General features: G+C 37.7%; 17 protein-coding genes, 1 pseudogene and 2 riboswitches. Of the genes and pseudogenes, 10 read left to right on the plus strand and 8 right to left on the minus strand.

The window, feature by feature from the left end:
• Positions 1-126 precede the first annotated feature (126 nt).
• A complete protein-coding gene (locus WYK_RS00125) occupies positions 127-675 on the plus strand; it encodes a universal stress protein (RefSeq protein ID WP_040372253.1) in 549 nt (182 codons plus the stop codon).
• 21 nt (positions 676-696) lie between these two features.
• Here the strand turns inward: WYK_RS00125 and WYK_RS00130 are convergent, their stop codons facing one another.
• Together WYK_RS00130 and thiT are read right to left on the minus strand one after the other, a co-directional pair.
• On the minus strand, positions 697-1,170 hold the full coding sequence (locus tag WYK_RS00130; RefSeq protein ID WP_040372254.1) for a helix-turn-helix transcriptional regulator: 474 nt from the start codon (positions 1,168-1,170) through the stop codon (positions 697-699).
• A gap of 65 nt (positions 1,171-1,235) precedes the next feature.
• Entirely contained in the window at positions 1,236-1,814 is a 579-nt protein-coding gene (thiT, locus tag WYK_RS00135; protein WP_040372255.1) for an energy-coupled thiamine transporter ThiT, read from the minus strand.
• Between the two features lie 103 nt (positions 1,815-1,917).
• Positions 1,918-2,019, minus strand: a riboswitch (TPP riboswitch).
• A 216-nt stretch (positions 2,020-2,235) separates the two neighbouring features.
• Between thiT and WYK_RS00145 the strand changes: the two genes are divergently transcribed.
• From WYK_RS00145 to WYK_RS00155, 3 genes are all read left to right on the plus strand, one after another.
• Positions 2,236-3,105: a cation diffusion facilitator family transporter gene (locus WYK_RS00145; protein ID WP_040372258.1), complete on the plus strand. Its 870-nt coding sequence runs from the start codon at positions 2,236-2,238 to the stop codon at positions 3,103-3,105.
• Between the two features lie 164 nt (positions 3,106-3,269).
• Positions 3,270-4,397 (plus strand): histidine kinase N-terminal domain-containing protein, encoded by a 1,128-nt coding sequence (locus WYK_RS00150; protein ID WP_040372259.1) that lies wholly within the window; start codon positions 3,270-3,272, stop codon positions 4,395-4,397.
• Positions 4,398-4,770: 373 nt separating this feature from the next.
• Positions 4,771-6,105: a hemolysin family protein gene (locus WYK_RS00155; RefSeq protein WP_040372261.1), complete on the plus strand. Its 1,335-nt coding sequence runs from the start codon at positions 4,771-4,773 to the stop codon at positions 6,103-6,105.
• A 35-nt stretch (positions 6,106-6,140) separates the two neighbouring features.
• Here the strand turns inward: WYK_RS00155 and uptA are convergent, their stop codons facing one another.
• The 3 genes from uptA to WYK_RS00170 form a co-directional block, all read right to left on the minus strand.
• The gene (gene uptA / locus WYK_RS00160; RefSeq protein WP_051387223.1) at positions 6,141-6,776 is read right to left on the minus strand and encodes an undecaprenyl phosphate transporter UptA; all 636 of its coding nucleotides are present in this window, start codon (positions 6,774-6,776) and stop codon (positions 6,141-6,143) included.
• 129 nt (positions 6,777-6,905) lie between these two features.
• The gene (locus WYK_RS00165; RefSeq protein WP_040372262.1) at positions 6,906-7,091 is read right to left on the minus strand and encodes an Lmo0850 family protein; all 186 of its coding nucleotides are present in this window, start codon (positions 7,089-7,091) and stop codon (positions 6,906-6,908) included.
• Positions 7,092-7,399: 308 nt separating this feature from the next.
• A complete protein-coding gene (locus WYK_RS00170; protein WP_040372263.1) occupies positions 7,400-7,972 on the minus strand; it encodes a YitT family protein in 573 nt (190 codons plus the stop codon).
• A 419-nt stretch (positions 7,973-8,391) separates the two neighbouring features.
• On the opposite strand from WYK_RS00170, the gene WYK_RS00175 reads away from it, so the two are divergent.
• A complete protein-coding gene (locus WYK_RS00175; RefSeq protein WP_040372264.1) occupies positions 8,392-9,741 on the plus strand; it encodes a hemolysin family protein in 1,350 nt (449 codons plus the stop codon).
• A 70-nt stretch (positions 9,742-9,811) separates the two neighbouring features.
• Here WYK_RS00175 and WYK_RS00180 read toward each other — a convergent pair whose 3' ends face one another.
• On the minus strand, positions 9,812-10,801 hold the full coding sequence (locus tag WYK_RS00180; protein ID WP_040372265.1) for a YeiH family protein: 990 nt from the start codon (positions 10,799-10,801) through the stop codon (positions 9,812-9,814).
• A 148-nt stretch (positions 10,802-10,949) separates the two neighbouring features.
• Positions 10,950-12,641 carry a methyl-accepting chemotaxis protein gene (locus WYK_RS00185; protein ID WP_040372266.1) on the minus strand — a complete coding sequence of 564 codons (1,692 nt, stop codon included), beginning with the start codon at positions 12,639-12,641 and terminating at the stop codon, positions 10,950-10,952.
• A 196-nt stretch (positions 12,642-12,837) separates the two neighbouring features.
• Here WYK_RS00185 and WYK_RS00190 point away from each other — a divergent pair, with 196 nt between their 5' ends.
• From WYK_RS00190 to WYK_RS24715, 3 genes are all read left to right on the plus strand, one after another.
• A complete protein-coding gene (locus WYK_RS00190) occupies positions 12,838-13,065 on the plus strand; it encodes a hypothetical protein (RefSeq protein WP_051387224.1) in 228 nt (75 codons plus the stop codon).
• A gap of 182 nt (positions 13,066-13,247) precedes the next feature.
• The gene (locus WYK_RS00195) at positions 13,248-14,699 is read left to right on the plus strand and encodes a SulP family inorganic anion transporter (RefSeq protein WP_040372267.1); all 1,452 of its coding nucleotides are present in this window, start codon (positions 13,248-13,250) and stop codon (positions 14,697-14,699) included.
• An 85-nt stretch (positions 14,700-14,784) separates the two neighbouring features.
• Positions 14,785-14,931, plus strand: a complete 147-nt coding sequence (locus tag WYK_RS24715) for a hypothetical protein (RefSeq protein WP_161629082.1) — start codon at positions 14,785-14,787, stop codon at positions 14,929-14,931.
• 40 nt (positions 14,932-14,971) lie between these two features.
• On the opposite strand, the pseudogene WYK_RS00200 reads toward WYK_RS24715, so the two are convergent.
• Positions 14,972-15,901 (minus strand): annotated as a pseudogene (locus tag WYK_RS00200) (manganese-dependent inorganic pyrophosphatase); the annotation flags it as partial.
• Positions 15,902-16,217: 316 nt separating this feature from the next.
• Positions 16,218-16,398: riboswitch (cobalamin riboswitch) on the plus strand.
• A gap of 136 nt (positions 16,399-16,534) precedes the next feature.
• On the opposite strand from WYK_RS00200, the gene WYK_RS00205 reads away from it, so the two are divergent.
• The gene (locus WYK_RS00205) at positions 16,535-18,811 is read left to right on the plus strand and encodes a ribonucleoside-diphosphate reductase subunit alpha (RefSeq protein WP_040372268.1); all 2,277 of its coding nucleotides are present in this window, start codon (positions 16,535-16,537) and stop codon (positions 18,809-18,811) included.
• A 27-nt stretch (positions 18,812-18,838) separates the two neighbouring features.
• Positions 18,839-19,838: ribonucleotide-diphosphate reductase subunit beta (locus WYK_RS00210; protein ID WP_040372270.1), on the plus strand; the 1,000-nt coding region annotated here is incomplete at its 3' end.

Below are 19,838 nucleotides of genomic sequence, written 5' to 3' on the forward strand. Positions count from 1 at the left end.
TTGTCATATTACCTATAATTAACTATGGATATATTTTGTAAAAGAGGGTATAACAAAATAAACCGTTATCCCTTCATCTAGAGTCGTGAACCATTTAGATTAAAACTTTTGAGGAGATGAAGAAACATGGAAGTAGAATTTAACCATATCATCGCAGCTTATGATGGAACACCAAGCGGAAAAAGAGCAATCGAGTACGGCATAAAGCTGCATAAAACATATTTAGGCTCTCATCTGACCATTGTACATGTTTTTAATGAAAAGGTTGAACAGCGAACAGTAGGAAAATCTATGTCTGAAATTAATGAAGGATATTATATTGATCCTTCTCAAAATCAACCTGTGCTTGCAATGGAACCTGGTTTTGCACAGGCGGATGATACACATACAGTCGTAAAAAACAGTGTGACCATGGCTGAAAGCACAGTAAGAAGACTACTAAGCGAACACCAAATACAAGGTCGCTTCGAAGTATTAGAAGGAAATACAGGAGACAGCATCTGTAGTTATGCTCAAAGAACAGATGCCAGTCTTATTATTGTAGGAGAAAGTGAGAAAAGCGGATTGAAGAAGTTTTTCTTAGGCAGTACCAGCAGTGCTGTTATTAAAGATTCTCCATGTCCAGTTTTAATTGCGAAAATGAATAGACCTCATGACATTTCTAATAAGGAATAAACACAAACAAGGCCGATTCTCCTAAAGAGAACGGCCTTGTTTGTCGGTGGAAATTAATTCTTGAAAGCGATTCTTAGCTTCCAATTCATCTAAACTACTGTAGATTCTGTAATGCTCATCATCGAGAATACGGTAATGCAGACTAATATTATTTTTTTGTAAGATGTAACCTGACATGACGGACACTTCTGTCCACCATACCTTGCCGCCCAACGTCTTTTCTTTACGTTGTGTAACGCCAGAGCGGACCGTGGTATCAATCGTCTCTAGCGGGTCACCGCCTAATGCCATTTGAAGAAGAGTATGTTCACGAAACAAAGCACATATGGCAATGACAACCGTCCAGCTGGCAGAAACTCGTTGTTTTTCAATCTGTACAAGTGTTTTTTTAGATAACCCAAGCATTTCGGCCATCTTTTCTTGTGAATAACCAAGATCTAAACGAATGGATTTGATTATACCTGAAATACGGGCAACAATTTCTTCTCGATTCATACGTCACCTTTCAGCATTTTAGTGCCATCTTACACTCCTTTAATAAAAAAAGACAGAAAACCGTTTCAATATGCTTTTTTCAGAAGTACGTTTGAAGCCGAAGAATACAACATGGCTACTACTACTCCTGAAAGAAGAAAACTTGCCAGCATATATGTGCCGTTGTAGACCAGGGAAAATGTAACAACTGGTGTACCGGCAGGGGCGGATGATCCAAAAAAGAAAATTCCAGATATAACATGACAAATATACCTCAAGAAGCTCCCTGTAAACATTCCTGCTATTCCGTAGAACAACCCCATTTTTTTGTTGCCATTCTTATAATAAGTACTTACGCGACTCATAAAAACACCTGAAATCCCCACTACAGTAAAGGCTAGAAAATAATCAATAAACCCCTGAATAGGATGGGCAATCCAAGCTGTTCCACTGACAACTTGTAAAAGGCCGAGTAAGAATCCAGTGGAAAGCCCGCCTTTTATCCCCCAGCGATAAGCCATGAGAAAAATCGGCACCATTGCAATAGATACTGATCCACCCTGCGGCCAAATTCTTGAAAAAATAAACCCTGATACTAAATCAAGTAATAATGCCAGTGAAGAGAAAACAGCTACCTCAACTAAAAATAATGTCTTATGATTCATTTTCCTTCCCCCTTCTTCTTTGCGGGAAGCGTTCATGAGTATCTGCCATTGTTTTTTGCACGCAAAAAAGCAATGACAGAGGGTTATGGATCAACCTGCATTGCTTTATCCAAAACCACATCCCTACGTTAGCATTAACTAACAGGTTCATAGGGTAAGAACTCATTCGCTCACTCTCAGCCATCCGGCTCCCCTTGTGGATATATTCAATTATCCTTACACAAAATATACTATTAATTTCAATAACATACAAGTTATTAAATTCTAGACTTTTCGACAGATTTGCTTAAGGCAACAAATTTATATCAAGGAAATACAGCTGAAAAACCCCAATTTAAATTGCTCCAGACGACTCTTTTTCTATAGACACACACACATTTACTTTGGTATCTTTAACAGGCAATTGTGGGAGGTAAAATATATGTACCAAGACAAATGCTCTATTACCGCTGAAAAAGGAGCATATGTAAGTATAGCTGCCTATTTGTTCCTTTCTGTATTAAAGCTGAGCATCGGCTATTTCGGTCATTCTCAGGGTTTATGGGCAGATGGCTTAAATAATACAACTGATATTCTTGCCTCACTAGCCGTCCTAATCGGGTTAAAGATCTCAAAACGCCCGCCTGACGAGGACCATGCTTATGGACATATGCGTGCAGAAACCATCGCATCCTTAGTATCAGCATTTATTATGGCTTCTGTTGGGGTTCAAGTAATCGTTACCGGTATTCAAACCTTTTTTTCAGGTCATCATGAAACACCAAGTATATTGACTTCATATACCGCTCTGTTTTCGGCCATCTTCATGTACGGAATATACCGTTATAATTTAAATATAAGTAAGAAGATTAACAGTGCTTCTATTAATGCCGTTGCTCAGGATAATAAATCTGATGCATTAGTAAGTCTTGGTGCATTGGTTGGAATCATCGGCACACAAATTGGAATTAACTGGCTTGACTCCATCGCTGCTTTACTCGTTGGAATCATTATTTGTAAAACCGCCTGGGATATTTTTCGTGATTCAACCTATTCGCTGACTGATGGGTTTGATGAACAACTTCTTCAAACAATCGGAGAAACCATTAGTAAAACTCCTGGCGTAAAAGAAATGAGCGAAATTAAAGCACGCATGCATGGTAATCAAATTCTAGTCGAATCTACGATTCATGTTGATTCAACCTTAAGTATCCTCGAAGGTCATCACATCACTGAGAAAATTGAAGAAAACTTGAGCAGGCAACATAATATTAAACAAGCAATTATTCACGTCGAACCATTTACTAAGTAACTAGCTGGTCATTTTTCGAGTGACCATTCTTGATTTGTAACCTCACTAAACTTAAGCTAGTATTCTTTTTACAAGCTAAATCACTATTGAGTGTCTAAAAAAGGACTTTTATCTCTATTTATCGAATGTAGATAAACGAATCATTTTTTAAAGTTATGGAGGGTATGATGAATTACTTTGAAGAAGCTCTTGAAGTCCTTATTTCCGAAAAGTCCTCCATCGCAGCTGAATGGTCTAAAACCATTACTAATACAGTAAAGAATCCATTTAAAGATGGTAATCACGAAAAAGGAATGCTGCTTTTCGACCTAATAATCCAAGCTTTGACTGAGAAAAAAACAGAAATGATTGATTCTCAAATTAAAAATTACGCCCACATTGTTGCTTCTGATAGAATGCAGGCAGAGGTCAATATAGCTGAATTTATAAAAAGTGTTTCATTAGGAAGAACAATTTTATTTAATCGGTTACTTCCATTAAATCCAACAATTGCTGAAAGTCATGAATTCCTGTTAATCATTAATGATTGTTTTGACCAATTCATTTACCATACTGTTGAGCATTACTCAGAACTTAAATCAAAAATGAATGAAAACCACTATTACTTTATTAGTTCTACTCATAAAGATAGGTTAACCCTGCTTGGGCAGATGACATCATCTTTTGTTCATGAATTTAGAAATCCACTTACATCAATAATGGGATTTATTCAGCTTTTGCAAGATGAAAAACCAAAAATAAAATATTTAGATATTATCGCCAAGGAATTAACTCAGCTCAATTTACGAATAACCCAGTTTTTGAATATTTCTAAAAGGGATACATACGATTTAACTATTGAATTATTTTCCATTGAACAATTGACCAATGAGGTTATTGAATTTTTATATCCAAGTATTCTAGGAGCAAATTCATCCATTACCTCCTCATTTACAGAAACTTTTTTTCTAAAAGGTTCGAGGGAAGAGTTTCGTCAAGTATTGTTAAATATTATTTTAAATGCTTTAGATATCTTATCATCTGTTTCCAATCCAACAATTACGATCAATACCGAGAAAAGCAAATCGAATATGCTTAAACTAACGATTTCAAATAATGGTCCAAAAATAGACGACAGTATCTTTCCTCACCTATTTGAGCCCTTCTTTACAACGAAAAAAAGGGGGACTGGACTAGGTTTATTTGTCTGTAAGGAAATCATCGAAAAACATGGGGGTACGCTAACCTGTGATTCTTCCGACCAACTCACCACATTTATTATTGAGGTACCTTACGTATCGAATCAAGAATAAAAGTCAATCTGTTACTTTTAAAGCTTACATACTAGACCTTGATGGATAATTTTATCATCTTAGAGAATATGGGGAGACTAAGCCTGCTCGAAAATTTTGACTGAATGACCTATTGTTCTTTATACTTAAAGGATAGAGGGTGATTCATTGAGCGTATGGGCATGGGCAGATTAATTAGATAGATAAACTCTGTACTAACATGTCTACCATTATTTATGTATATACTAATCAAGAAAATTTAATCAAAAAACAATAACTATTAATCAGTTCTAGGAGGTGACCGGGACGATTTCCGCAGTTTGCATTTATAGAACTTGAACATTTAATTCAAACGATTCAAGTTCTGTATACTGTAGAATCCGCCCCAACATGGTTGGACATATTTAATTTAATCTTAGTTTTCATTTTAATTGCTTTAACTGCTTTTTTCGTAGCATGCGAATTTTCGATTATTCGTGTGCGTGGTTCAAAGATTGATCAGCTTATTGAAGAAGGACATCCAAGAGCCGAAGCTGCACGCCAAGTAACAGGGAATCTTGACGAATATTTATCTGCTACCCAGCTGGGAATTACGATTACTGCACTAGGTCTTGGGTGGATTGGTGAACCCACAATGAAAAGTATTTTGGCACCAGTCTTAGAGAAGCTTCATATTTCAGCAGATGTTTCAGGAATTTTAATATTTTTAATTGCCTTTTCTGTTATTACTTTTTTAAATGTAGTTGTGGGTGAGCTAGCTCCGAAAACAATCGCGATCCAAAGAGCAGAGCAAGTCAGTTTGCTAATATCTAAGCCATTAATTATGTTTCATAAGATTGCCTTTCCATTTATTTGGTTACTAAATCACTCAGCACGTCTTGTCACAGGTTTATTTGGATTAAAACCTGCTTCGGAAGGAGAGATTGCACATTCCGAGGAGGAGCTTAGAATGATTCTTTCTGAAAGCTATAAGAGCGGGGAAATTAATCAAGCTGAATACAAATATGTGAATAATATTTTTGAATTTGACGACCGAATTGCCAAGGAAATTATGGTTCCGCGTACTGAAATCATTACACTTTATAACGATGGTACCATCCAAGAGTTTATTGACATTGTGAAGGAAGAGAAATTCACTCGTTATCCGATTGTAGATGGAGATAAAGACCATATTATTGGGATGATTAATATTAAGGAAGTTTTTTCTGATTTTGTTAAGAAAAGAAAAAGCCCTTCAACGAGTTTAAAACCATACACTCGCCCTGTTATTCGTGTTATGGAAAATATCCCTATTCATGATTTACTTGTAAAAATGCAAAAAGAACGTATTCATATGGCCGTATTGATGGACGAATACGGCGGCACTTCAGGATTAGTAACGGTTGATGATATCCTTGAAGAAATCGTTGGCGAAATCCGTGATGAATTCGATATAGACGAGGTACCTTCTATTAGAAAGATTAAAGACGGACATTATATGTTTGATGCCAAGGTTCTCGTCAAAGAAGTTAATGATCTTCTGGGTATTCACCTTAACGAAGAAGACGTTGATACAATCGGCGGATGGATTCTAACAGAAAATTATGATGTACATGAGAATGATATTATTGAAAAAGATGGCTTCTGTTTCAAGGTCATAGAAATGGAAGATCACTCAATAAAGTGTATTGAAGTAACAAAAAATCTCGAACGACTACGGTTAGAGAATGAAATTAATATAGAGAATTAACAAAAGGCTTGCAGGTTCTCTGCAAGCTTTTTTTATCATTTATTTTGTTTGTTTCGAAAGAATTCTTTTCTTGTGACAACCACGATTGGCTCATTGGTATTTCGGTTCCACCAAAAATACACAACCGCTAATATGATTAATAAAGAAAGTCCGCCTATATAGGGTGCTGAGGCTTCTTTTACTAAAAGCCACTGATCTCCTAGGGTTTTACCCAGCCATAAAAAAAGGATTGTCCATGGAAGGATGGCTAATACAGTATAAACAATGAATCGTATAGGTGACATCTTTGCAATCCCAGCTGGTATAGAGATAGCATGCCTCACAATGGGAATGAATCTCGCAATAAATACGACCCCTGCTCCGTACTTTTTGAACCATCTCTCGGCTGCGTCCATTTGATGTTCATTGATTAAAATATATTTTCCATACTTCAGCAAAAATGGACGTCCTCCATAAGAACCAGCCCAATAAAGAAATAATTGTGCCACGGTCCCCCCAATCGTTCCCGCTAAAACGGCACCGCCAAAGCCCATTTTTCCTTGGCTGATTAGATACCCCCCATATCCCAAAACTAGTTCACTAGGAATGATTTCAATCATTAAACCGAACATAATTCCGAAATACCCCAAATCAGAAAAAAAAGCCAAGCATTTCATTATGATGTCTGACATATATGTCCCCTTACCTGGTTATTTAGTTTATTCTATGAGGAAAAGAGGCATTCTAGTACAGGCTTTTGCTCGTTATGCAGGTTTTAAACAAATAAAAAAGCATACCCTGATTAGCGGCACGCTCATGACTTATAATTCGCTCATTTTTCGTTTATCTGGTTTTATACAGGCTAATTGTTGGGAAAAAAATGAAGTTTGAGACATCAGGACTTCCGGATCATCGCGAAAAACAGTTGAGAATATTTCATGGCGTGATTTTGTCTTTTCAACTTGTATTCCCATATTCTTGAATTTATTGATTAATTCATTACCCAACTACGTCACCCCTTCAGATTACTTGTTATTTTTTACTTTCCCTTAATAAAGTCAAGTAAAACCTCTTTTTCTCACTACACAGTCTGTTACTTGACATTTTTTTAGGAATGGAATACTCGTCATTTGATTATTTAGAACCGCTAATAATTACTTAACATAGTGAAAAATCTGTAAAACTCTTTAAGGTCCTCACTAAGTTCCTCTCTTCATAATATATTGCCTGTATAACCAACAAAAAGATGACAGTACAAAAAGAATTGGGTCCCTTTCTTTTCTGCACCGGCCATCTTTTCCTAAAACATAGTTAACTAAACTGTCTCTTTAACCGTAATAGATGTCAATATAGCAACAAACAGAATGGTCAAACCTGAATACAAAAATGTCGTCATACCTACAATACCAATTCCAGAAAAGATGATGCATACATCTATGCCAAAGATAATCAGACCAGGATTTATCGCTAGTTTATTTGCAATGATCTTTGCCAGTAAATCCGTCCCTCCTGTAGTCGTCTCGTACCGGAGCATTAAGCCAATACCCAAGCCGATAAATGTTCCGCCTAATATGGCGTTAATGTATACAGGTATGTCCCAACTGATTTGAAAACCAGAAAGCCAATCAACACACAAGGAAGAGATCAATAGCCCATGAAGACTCTGAATGAATAATTTCCTCTGATAATACCACGCATATATATAGAGAGGAATGCTCATAAAGATCATACTCAGCCCAGTTGGGAAGTCGAAATAGTAATGAATCAACAGGCCAATTCCAATCATACCGCCGTCGAGCAAATGGAAAGGACTGAGAAAGAAATTAACACCAATTCCAAGGAGTAAACTTCCTACCAGAATTGCTCCTGCCTTTTCTAATAGATGCATTGTATATCCCCCTTCCCTGCTTATCACATTAAATATATGATGGTTGTCCTATTATAGTCGTACATGATTAGCAAATAAATATATTCTGAATATTCTATTTAATAAGACGTATTAATGGTAAAAACCACTAAAAACCGTTAATATTGAAGGCGTAACCACCATATAGATGAAATACTACCTTTTTACGCTGCTTTAGGTCATTTGACGGTTTTAATAAGTTTTTCTATAATTAAGTTATTTAAATAGAAGCAGAGGTGATTGATGGGATGATGCTAACGAATAATTGTTAGAACAAGCTTGCATAGGCAAACTAGTTTTGCAATTTCCCGTCGGACTTACCCTGATACACTTATATTATTTTTTAATATCTTAGGAGGTGGGCTCCTTATTTGCCTTGATAGGCGAATTAAGGAAACTATTTGGACATAATAAACTTGGTTTTTGTAGCCATTTTAATTGCTTTGACGGCATTTTTTGTAGCTTCAGAGTTTGCAATTGTTAAGGTGAGAAGTTCAAGAATTGACCAGTTAATCGAAGAAGGGAAACAGAATTCTCTTAAAGCAAAGCGAATTGTATCCAATTTGGATGAATATTTGTCAGCCTGTCAGCTAGGCATTACCATTACTGCACTAGCTCTTGGTTGGATTGGCGAGTCAACAGTGGAAAAAATCATTGGACCCCTTCTAACCGGTATAAATATTCCCGATAATGTTTCCCATATTCTTTCTTTTGCAGTCGCCTTTATCTTTATCACCTTTCTTCATGTTGTTGTGGGAGAATTGGCACCAAAAACGCTGGCCATTCAAAAAGCTGAAGAAATTACGCTGCTTGTATCCAGACCGCTGATCTTTTTTAATAAGATTATGTATCCCTTTACTTGGGTATTAAATGGCTCAGCAAGGCTTCTTATTCGTACTTTTGGTTTACAGCCTGTTTCAGAAAATGAAATTGCCCACAGTGAGGAAGAATTGCGAATTATTCTATCTGACAGCTACAAAAGTGGTGAAATCAACCAATCAGAGTTTAAATATGTAAATAAGATTTTTGAATTTGATGATCGAATTGCTAAAGAAATTATGGTTCCTAGGACTGAGATTGTCACATTTTCCAAGGATGATACGATTGAAGATTTCTTTACCATTATGACTGAGGAAAAATTCACTAGATACCCTGTTATTGACGGCGACAAGGATCATGTGATTGGAATGGTTAATGTGAAAGAATTTTTCACAGAAATGATTACAAACAAAAATCAGTCAACAAAAACCATCGAACCATATATCAGACCAATTATTCGTGTTATTGATAGTATCCCTATTCATAACTTGCTTTTAAAAATGCAAAAAGAACGTATTCATATCGCCATCTTGATGGATGAATACGGTGGAACCTCTGGCATGGTTACAGTTGAAGATATCTTAGAAGAGATTGTTGGAGACATACGTGACGAATTCGACTTGGATGAGATACCAGATGTACGAAAACTCAAGGATGACCATTATATCGTTGATGCTAAACTACTAATCTCCGAAGTAAATGATTTATTGGGACTTGAGATTATGTCTGAAGATATTGATACGATTGGCGGTTGGATGCTGACTGTAAATTACGAGGCTAAACAAGGGGATATCTTAACACAAGGACCTTTTAGTTTTAAAATTAAAGAGATGGAAGAACACCATATCCGCTACATCGAGATATACAAGCATGTTCAGCCCGTTTCAGAAATCAAACAATTCCCCATTCAACAAACTGAAATTGTTTCATAACCAAACACCCCTGCTCACATCGAGCAGGGGTGTTTTATTTTAAACTGCTAAACTTATGAATGTCACTGAATTAAAAGAGCAGCAGGATAAGAATAACTGCCGCAGCCAATTGACAGCTGGCTAGAAGCACCGTATATAAACCAGCTTTTGCCCCCTGCGCAATTAAATCAGCAAATTTCACTCTCAGTCCAATTCCTGCAAGGGCAGTAATTTCTAAGAAGTTCCCCGTTTTCTTCATACTCAGTTCAAGCAATTCCGGCAGGGCTAAACATGTATTTATCGTACATAGAATAAAAAAGCCTTTAATATACCAAGGAATAGTGTACCATTTGGTTCTCTGCACTGAGGGTTGTTTCTTCCCGCGTAAAGAGACTAATAAGGAAATAACGCCTGCTAAGAGCAGAATACGAACGATCTTAAATATAGAGGCCTGATCCTTTACCTCCTCACTAACCATACTTCCACTGGCAACCACTTGACCAACAGATTGGAGTACACCTCCAATTAAGGCTGATGAAGGGAGTATCCTATCACTATAAAGAAGTCCTACAAGCCATGGAAGGACTAACATCAAAATAGTTCCTGTGAGATTCACCATCGTTATGGCTAACCCCTTTTGTTTTTCATCTGCGCCTATAGCCGGTGCTACAGCCGCGATGGCTGATGAACCGCATACTGCATTTCCACCAGCCATCAACATCCGAAAATCTTCTGGTAGCCCCATCCTTTTTCCCATCCACAGAGCAGCAGTTACTGTACTCATCATGATTAACAGGATAAACAAAGCTCCATTCCATCCAATTGCAGCAATTGCTTGGAAGCTGACTGTGGCACCCAGAAGAATAATCGCTGTATATAATAAAGTGGATTCTGAAAATTTCGTTCCTGCGTCTAGCCGAGAATATTTGCTTACTCCTAAATTCCCTAGAATAATCCCAGATAAGATGGCAATGGATCCAGCTCCGAGATTAGGAAACCATTCCCCTGCAAATAAAGACCCTGTTCCAATTATCATGCAAACCAATAACCCCGGTCCTATCTTCCTTAATTGATTGCCCATATACCCCATCCCAAAGTAAAAAATTTCATATCTATCATACTTTTATTCTCTCCCTCCAGCAAGCTGCAGCTTAGTATCTACAGCTAAAACAATTAAAGTTATTGCTCAAAAAAAACCCTGCATCGATAAATCGATGCAAAGGGCTTTATCATACATTGAACTTCCTGACTAATGCCTGAAGATCTTCAGAAAGATGTGAAAGTGACTCTGATGATGACGCGATTTCTTCCATCGCTGCAAGCTGTTGTTCCGTTGCTGCTGAACTTTCTTGGCTGGCCGCCATACTTTCTATTGAAAAATGTTTAACTTGAAGGACAGCTTGTACAATATGCGCACTGCTGACAGCTAATTGTTCAACTGCTGTAGAAACATCTTGGACTTTTTCTGATACATTTCCAACCGATCCCGTAATTTGTATAAATGCCTCATTAACATCTTGTGTTTGAAGCATTCCCGATGCTGTCTTTTTATTCCCAGCAGCCATTAATTCCACTGCTTTACTCGTTTCATCCTGAATCACACCAATCATGGACGAAATCTGTTCAGCCGATTTTTTTGATTCCTCGGCGAGTTTTCGTACTTCATCAGCTACTACGGCAAAACCTTTTCCATGTTCTCCTGCTCTTGCCGCTTCTATTGCCGCATTTAAGGCGAGTAAATTGGTTTGATCAGCAATACTCGTAATCATTCCAACAATCTTACTAATTTCATCAGATCGATGTCCAAGCGATTCAATCATATAAGAGGCATCTTTGACAGATTCATGTATCGCCTCCATTTGCTGAACGACATTTTCGACTTTTTCCATCCCTGCCTTACTTACAAGGCTTGCTGTATCTGCTGCTTTTTCCATTTTGTCACCGCTTGAAGAGATGGCTTGGATTCCCGCCGTCATTTCTTCAATAGACTCTGAAATATGATCGAGTTCAAAGGCTTGTTTATCAATTAAAACCGCATTGCCTTCAGTCAATCTCGCTACCTGTTTGGCAGCCAGATTGCTTTGCTCTGCGCTGGCTGAAAGCTCTTCACTACTCGATGCAACCTGTTCAGAGGATTCATGAACTAATTTAACTACGCTGCGTAAATCATGTACCATTTTATTCATTGACGATACCAGTGTCCCAATTTCATCACGATTTTTTACTTTAATTGTTTGAATCGTTAAATCTCCATTAGCCACTTCCTCTATTGCTGCGGAGGTTTTGCGGATGGGCAGCGAAATGTGCCTGCCCAATGTGATCGCAAACCCTATTCCAATGAACACGCCTGCCAGATCAACAATCAAAACAATCAGCTGGATTCTATTTGTCTTATGATTTTCCACTTTTTTAATTTCAATCATTTGCTTTTCCTGGTAATCTTTATACATGACCATTTTTTCTGTAAATGTTCTTCCAATCCCAGCCTCCGTTGCTTTCAAGATCGTCATATACTCTTCCTCACTGCCGGACTGTTTATAATGCAGCTGCCTGTCTGCTGCTTGCTGAAAGGCTTTCTCAGCATCACTAATATCATTCAACAGCTTCTTACCAGTTTCAGTTTTTTCTCTACTGAGTACTTTCTTAACTAACGCTTTCATTTCTACAGTACTTTGTTTATAGTTTTCTAAATATTTTTCGTCACCCGTCAGCAAAAAACCACGAACATGATTCGTTTCATCCTGCATAAGCGCTTTCATATTATTTATCTCAATTAACTTTTGAACATCATTTTCTAGAATCTCTTGATATGCGTCATTAACCCGGCCAATTTCCCAGTTAGTAACCAATGTAGTGACGCCTAAAATAATAAGAACAATCGTAAATGCTCCGACCAATTTTTGTCTGATTGAAAGTTTCATAAGTTTCCCTCTCTATTCTTATACGGTTTTTATACCTTATATACTGTAATACCTCTACCTTTTATTATCGGTAAGCGTTACCATTTTTTAAAGAAAAACCCAAAATTCGTTTGTTGTTTACATGCTTTTAAATGTTTCTTTAGTAATAAAAATGGGAATATAATCATTAGGTACTATATTAGAGGAGGGGTTCTTTATGGATGAAGTTCGTGATCATAATAAAACGGGTCTTGATAAAGATAAAATTTTAGAAGAGCGGAACGACAAATCTAAAGCCTTTCAAAAGAATTGGGAAGATCAAAAAATACGTGATCAGGTGGTAATGCCCATCGATGATCTCCCACTAGAAGATATCGAAATGGAAAAAAAAGAAGAACGAAATAAACATGAAACAAAAAATGATTCTTCAAGTGAAAGAATCTAACCATATGTATTTAAAAGCCTGAAGGCCTGTTTCTTCAGGCTTTTTTTGATGTATGCATTATCATTTAACCATTTTTGTAAATTAAGCCGCATGTATTTCTGAACCATGGTATAATCTAGTTCGTTATTCAACACCAATATTAATAAAGTCTCGGTACTTTTTATAGAAAAGGGAGAACTATTTTGACTATCCAATCAATTAAACAAGAATGGTTTGGCAATATCCGTGGTGATATATTATCAGGAATTGTCGTGGCACTCGCACTCATTCCAGAAGCGATTGCTTTTTCAATTATTGCCGGGGTTGACCCAATGGTCGGTCTTTATGCATCCTTTTGTATCGCTGTGGTCATATCGTTTGTAGGCGGAAGACCCGGAATGATTTCTGCTGCTACTGCGGCAATGGCACTTGTTATGGTGGACCTTGTAAAAGATTATGGTCTGCAGTATTTACTTGCTGCAACTATTCTGACAGGAATTCTGCAAATTATATTCGGTGTCTGTAAGATCGGTAAACTTATGAAGTTTATCCCTCGTCCAGTCATGACTGGGTTTGTAAATTCATTAGCCATTTTAATTTTCACTGCTCAATTAACTCATTTTGTTGGAGAAACTTGGATTATGTACGTAATGACTGCAGGGGCTCTCGCCATCATTTACTTGTTTCCACGATTCACTAAAGTCATTCCCTCTGCACTCGTAGCAATAATCGTTATTACCATTATTGCTATAGCCACAGGTGCAGGTGTTCGGACAGTCGGTGATATGGGCGAGCTGACACAAGCATTGCCTTTATTTATGCTTCCGGACATTCCATTAACGTTCGAAACACTGTCCATTATCTTTCCATATTCACTTGCTCTATCCTTTGTAGGCTTGCTTGAATCCCTTTTAACTGCTCAAATTGTGGACGACTTGACAGATACTAAAAGCAATAAAAATAAAGAAGCACGCGGACAGGGAATATCTAATATTATCGCGGGCTGCTTTGGTGGTATGGCAGGATGTGCCATGATCGGACAGTCAGGAATCAATATTAAATCAGGAGGCCGCGGAAGATTATCGACTTTTGTTGCAGGGGTCTTTTTATTGATATTAATTGTCCTTTTAAATGACGTCCTCATTAAAATTCCTATGGCCGCACTTGTGGCCGTTATGATTATGGTTTCAATTGGAACCTTTGACTGGTCATCATTAAAAAGGCTTCATTTAACACCTAAGAGTGATACCTTTATTATGCTAGTCACCGTATTTACGGTTGTCTATACACATGATCTTTCCAAGGGTGTTTTCGCCGGTGTCATTTTAAGCATGATCTTTTTCTCAGTAAAACTATCTCGTGTTCATATCGAAAAAATGGAAACATCAACAGACGTAACCTATCAAGTGATGGGACAGCTTTTCTTTGCATCTGTAAGTGATTTTGTTAATAAATTGACCGCTCAAGAATCGGTTAAGACCATTATCATTGATTTTACTCATTCCCGCTTGTGGGATGATTCTGCGGTCGGTGCTGTTGATAAAGTTGTTTTAAAATACCGAGAGCAAGGGAAAACCGTTCACCTCATTGGACTCGACAGAGCAAGCAGTGAGTTAGTTGAACGCCTCGCTGTTTTTAATAAAAAAACTGCCTAAAGTAAGTAATTACTAACGGTATAATCAATGGAACCATGGCACATACTAATTCCCTCTACAGAAAAATGTAAAGGAGGATTAATACTTGCAAAAGGAAAATGATTATACAGCTGCCAGCCTATCTGAGGATTTAGTTAATGAAGTAAAAAGTTTTGAGGATAAGCTCGGTAAGCAGGTTAATAAAGATGTTATTGTGATTGCCTATGAAAAAGAAAGAAATGAAACAAACTAAAAAACAAACGTATCGCTAATAACGATACGTTCTTTTTTTTTAATTTAGATAAGATATCTGTTAAAACCGGGACAATTTGTTTTTTACGTGATACGACCCCTTTTAATACAGCAACATTATTAAAGAGTTCAGTATTATAGGCCTTTTCTACAGCGTCTGTCTTGCTGCCAAGTGCCAGCACTACGGAGTCATTAATCAGAATATCTGTAACAACGAATACGAATAAATCCAAGTTACGCTCGGCAATAACTGCTGAGATCGCGGCTTCTAATTCAGTCTGCATAGCCATTACTTCATTTGTATCAACAGCATTTACTTGTGCAATGACAACTTTCGCATCACCCATTGCAAATTCCTTTGCATCAAGGGTAATCAGCTGATCAATTGTCTTTCCGCTTAAATCAGCTCCAGCCTTAAGCATCTCTAAACCGTAACTTTCAGCATCTACACCAGCGATTTCTGCCAGTTCAAATGCAGCGGCTGTATCTTGTTCAGTACAAGTTGGTGATTTAAATAGCAAGGAATCTGAGATGATTGCTGATAGCATTAATCCAGCAACTTCCTTTGGAATTTCAAGACTGTTTTCTTTATAAATTTTATTCAATATAGTAGCCGTACAACCAACAGGTTCTGCACGATAATATAAAGGGTCACTTGTTTCAAAGTTAGCAATACGATGATGGTCGATTACTTCAAGAATTCGAACTTGATCAATATCATCTGCACTTTGCTGACGTTCGTTATGGTCAACAAGAATAACAGCATCTGCTTCGACAGCAACCTTTTCAACTAAACGAGGTGCGTCAAATTTAAATGTATCGAGCGCAAATTGTGTTTCTCCATTTACTTCTCCAAGACGAACAGGCTCTGCGTCCATCCCTAATTGTTTTTTCAAGTCAGCATAAGCAATTGCTGAACAAATCGTATCTGTATCTGGATTTTTATGTCCGAAAACGAGTACTTTTTCCACGTGAATGCTCCTTCAATTAAAAATATAGTTTACTTTTTATAAAGTGTTACGTTTATTTTATCACATTTTTTCATTGTTTCATTCCAGAAATTATTCTAAGTACATTATGAGGAGTATCCCATTCATTTCGTTCTTACCCATAATGACCTTAACGATTATAACAAGTTCAAACGGAGTTTAGCAATCGATTCTATCCTGTTAAGAAATAAATTCCGCAGGTCAAATGAAAATGGTTGTTTTTTTCCCAGAGATAGCTTACGATTATAGTAGCTTAAATCACAAGATATAGATTGATTTTTAAAAAACATAACTATATATAGAAAACGCTAGATTAGGTGCCGGAAACGGCTGAAAAGGGAAACCGGTGTAACCCCGGTACTGTCCCCGCAACTGTAAGTGTGACGAAATGAGATTACCACTGTATCAAATTAGATATGGGAAGGGCTCAGAGTAGGGAGATCACGAGTCAGGAGACCTGCCTAAACTTGCTTTAGTTTCTTGTTCTTCGGGGGTTGAGATGATGAAACGATGGTGTAATGCCTTCTTTCATGTATCCTATTACACTTATCGTTTAATCCGCTCACAATCCTTGAGCGGATTTTTTTATGTTTAAAAAATAGGAGGATTCATTTTATGATTCAAACAAAAGACCTGACCAAAAGTAATAGCTCGGAGCAATTCACTATATTGTCTAAGGAATTTGAAGGACGTCTAGACATGAAATCATTCGAAACTAGGTTTCAAAAATGGCTGGACAGGCAGTCTGATTCTAGTGAAGCAAAAGTATCAAGAAAGTTGATACAAATGGCCCTCGAAAAAGTCGATATCGACGCACCCGATTGGACGTTCGCGGCCGCAGCTGAGCTGCTTCATTCCATGTACAGAGAGTCTCGTGCTAACCGCGGTGAAAAGATTTCCTATGGTTCCTTTTACGGATTGCTTCAGCAGCTTTCCACCCCTCAATTGGGTCAACGCTACTCTGTATATAAGCCAGAATTGTTAGCTTCGTACACTAAAGAAGAAATTGAAGAACTTGAATCAACCATTGACCCTGAAAAAGATAAATTGTTCTCTTATATTGGTCTATATTTACTCAATGACCGTTATCTGGCTCGTCCAGAGAAAGACGCTGTTTACGAACTTCCTCAGGAACGGTTTATGATCATTGCGATGGAAATTATGCGCAATGAACCGTCTATGCGTATTCAGCTTGTCAAAGAAGCCTATTGGGCCATGTCAAATCTCTATATGACCGTAGCCACTCCCACTCTTTCAAATGCAGGAAAATCGCATGGTCAATTGAGTTCTTGTTTCATAGATGCCATTGATGATTCGATTGACGGCATTTATATGGCAAACTATGATGCAGCAAGAGTGTCTAAATTCGGCGGTGGAGTCGGGTTATATGCAGGTAAAATACGTGCCCTGGGTTCAGATATCCGCGGGTTTGCTGGGAACAGCTCAGGTACTACACCTTGGATCCGTTTATTTAATCAAACAGCTGTCAGTGTTGATCAGCTCGGACAACGCAAAGGTGCAATTGCGATTTATCTTGATGTCTGGCATAAGGATATTTTAAGCTTCCTTGATTTAAAAACACAAAATGGTGATGACCGCTTGAAAGCTCATGATATCTTCACTGGTGTCTGTATCCCGGATTTATTTATGGAAGCTGTTCGTGACCGTTCTGAGTGGTATCTCTTTGATCCGCATACCGTAAAAGAAACACTGGGGTTCTCGCTTGAAGATCATTTTGATGAAGTGAAAGGCCAAGGAAGCTTCCGCAAACAGTATGCAATAGCAGTTCAAGCTGCCGAAGATGGAACATTACCGCACTTTTCTTTTGAGAAGATTCCTGCCATTACAATCATGAAGAATATCATGATTTCACAATTAGAAGAAGGCGTACCGTATATGTTCTACCGAGATGAAGTGAATCGGATGAACCCTAATAAACATAAAGGGATGATATACTGCTCCAACTTATGTACAGAAATTGCGCAGAATTTAAGTCCGACAACCATTTCACAAGAGTACACAACCGAAGATGGAGATGTGGTCATCGTAAGAAAAAGCGGAGATTTCGTTGTTTGTAACCTCTCTTCAGTTAACTTACCACGTGCAGTTGGTGACGATGTTCTTGAGCGTCTCATCCCGATTCAGGTAAGAATGCTCGATAATGTCATTGATGTTAATAGCCTGCCTGTCAAGCAGGCGGAAATATCCAATAAACGTTACAGAGCCATCGGTTTAGGGACATTCGGCTGGCATCATCTGTTAGCAAATAAAAACATCTACTGGGAATCCGACGAGGCCATACAATTAGCAGATTCCTTATATGAACAAATTGCCTATTTAACCATTCAAGCGTCTAATCAGCTGGCACAAGAAAAAGAAAGTTATCCTTATTTCGAAGGCTCAGACTGGCATACAGGCGAATATTTCTCTCTTAGAACGTATGAGGACGATAAATGGCTTCAGCTAAAAAACGATGTCAAACAACATGGCCTTCGTAACGGTTATCTAATGGCTATCGCACCTAACTCGTCGACTGCTAAAATAGGAAACTCGACAGACGGCATTGATCCATTATATGAAATTGAATTTTATGAGGAAAAGAAGAACTTTAAATTCAAAGTTACGGCACCAGGATTAACTCCCAATACTTATGAGTATTACAAAAAGACTCGTTTTCATTTAGATCAAAAAGAAAGCATAAAACAAAACGCAGCCCGCCAGCGTCATATTGACCAAGCCATTAGCTTTAATCTCTATGTTCACAACACAATTAAGGCAAAAGAACTGCTCGATATCCATCTGACAGCCTGGAACAGCGGTATGAAGTCCACCTATTACGTTCGGTCTACATCATCAGAATTCAGCAGTGCCTGTGAAAGCTGCAGCAGCTAAGACAGATAAAGAAAAGGAGTGGTTCCAATGAATGAACACATCAAAAAAATCAGAATGCTTGAGCCTACACATCCAACTCGAGCAACAGGGGTCTTTAAAGGGGAAGCATCTGGCTTTCTTCTCTGGAATGATATCCAATATGAGAAGTTTTATGATACGTATACACAATTGATCAATAACTTCTGGAAGCCTTCCAGTGTGAATATGATACAAGACAAAAAACAGTGGTTGGATTTGGATGAGGATATTCAAGATGTTTTTCTCGATATACTAACGATGATTGCAGGCATGGACAGTTTACAAACACCTACACTCATTGAAATTATGCGTTTTATTAAGGACCCTGCTGCCAAAGCCATTCTTGCTAATATGGCCCAGCAAGAGTCGATTCATAATGAATCCTACTCTTACATCTTGGCTTCTTTGCTTCCAATCGGTCAGCAAAGACAGTTATTTGATCGGATTAAACAGCATCCTCAAGTAATAAGAAGAAACCAGCCAATCGTGGATGCCTACCAGACGTATGTTGACGAACCAACACCTCAGCATTTATTTGAAGCGTTAATCCACTCTACCAATCTCGAAGGTATCTATTTCTATTCAGCATTTGCCTTTTATTACAACTTAGGAAGACAAAATCTGATGACAGGCTCCGCTACTATGATTTCATATATTCATCGAGATGAAATGGTTCACTTTGACTTTGTTGGCATGCTTGTTCAAATATTAATGTATGAGTATCCTGAACTAAATAATAAAGAGAACAAGCAATTTATCTATTATACTCTTGAAAACGCAGTAAACCTTGAAAAGGAATGGTCTGAATATATGCTTGAGGATATTCAAGATAAAGCAGATTTGGACTTGGAGGAATTTAATGAATACATTGAGTATATTGCCAATAAACGGCTCAGGATGCTCGGCCTCGATAATTTATATCAAGAATACAGTGAAAATCCAATGCCTTGGATCAAAACGTTTGACGATGAATCAATCAGTATGACGAAAACCGATTTTTTTGAACAGA

The organism is Peribacillus psychrosaccharolyticus ATCC 23296, from assembly GCF_000305495.1.
GTDB classification, from domain to species: Bacteria; Bacillota; Bacilli; order Bacillales; family DSM-1321; genus Peribacillus; species Peribacillus psychrosaccharolyticus.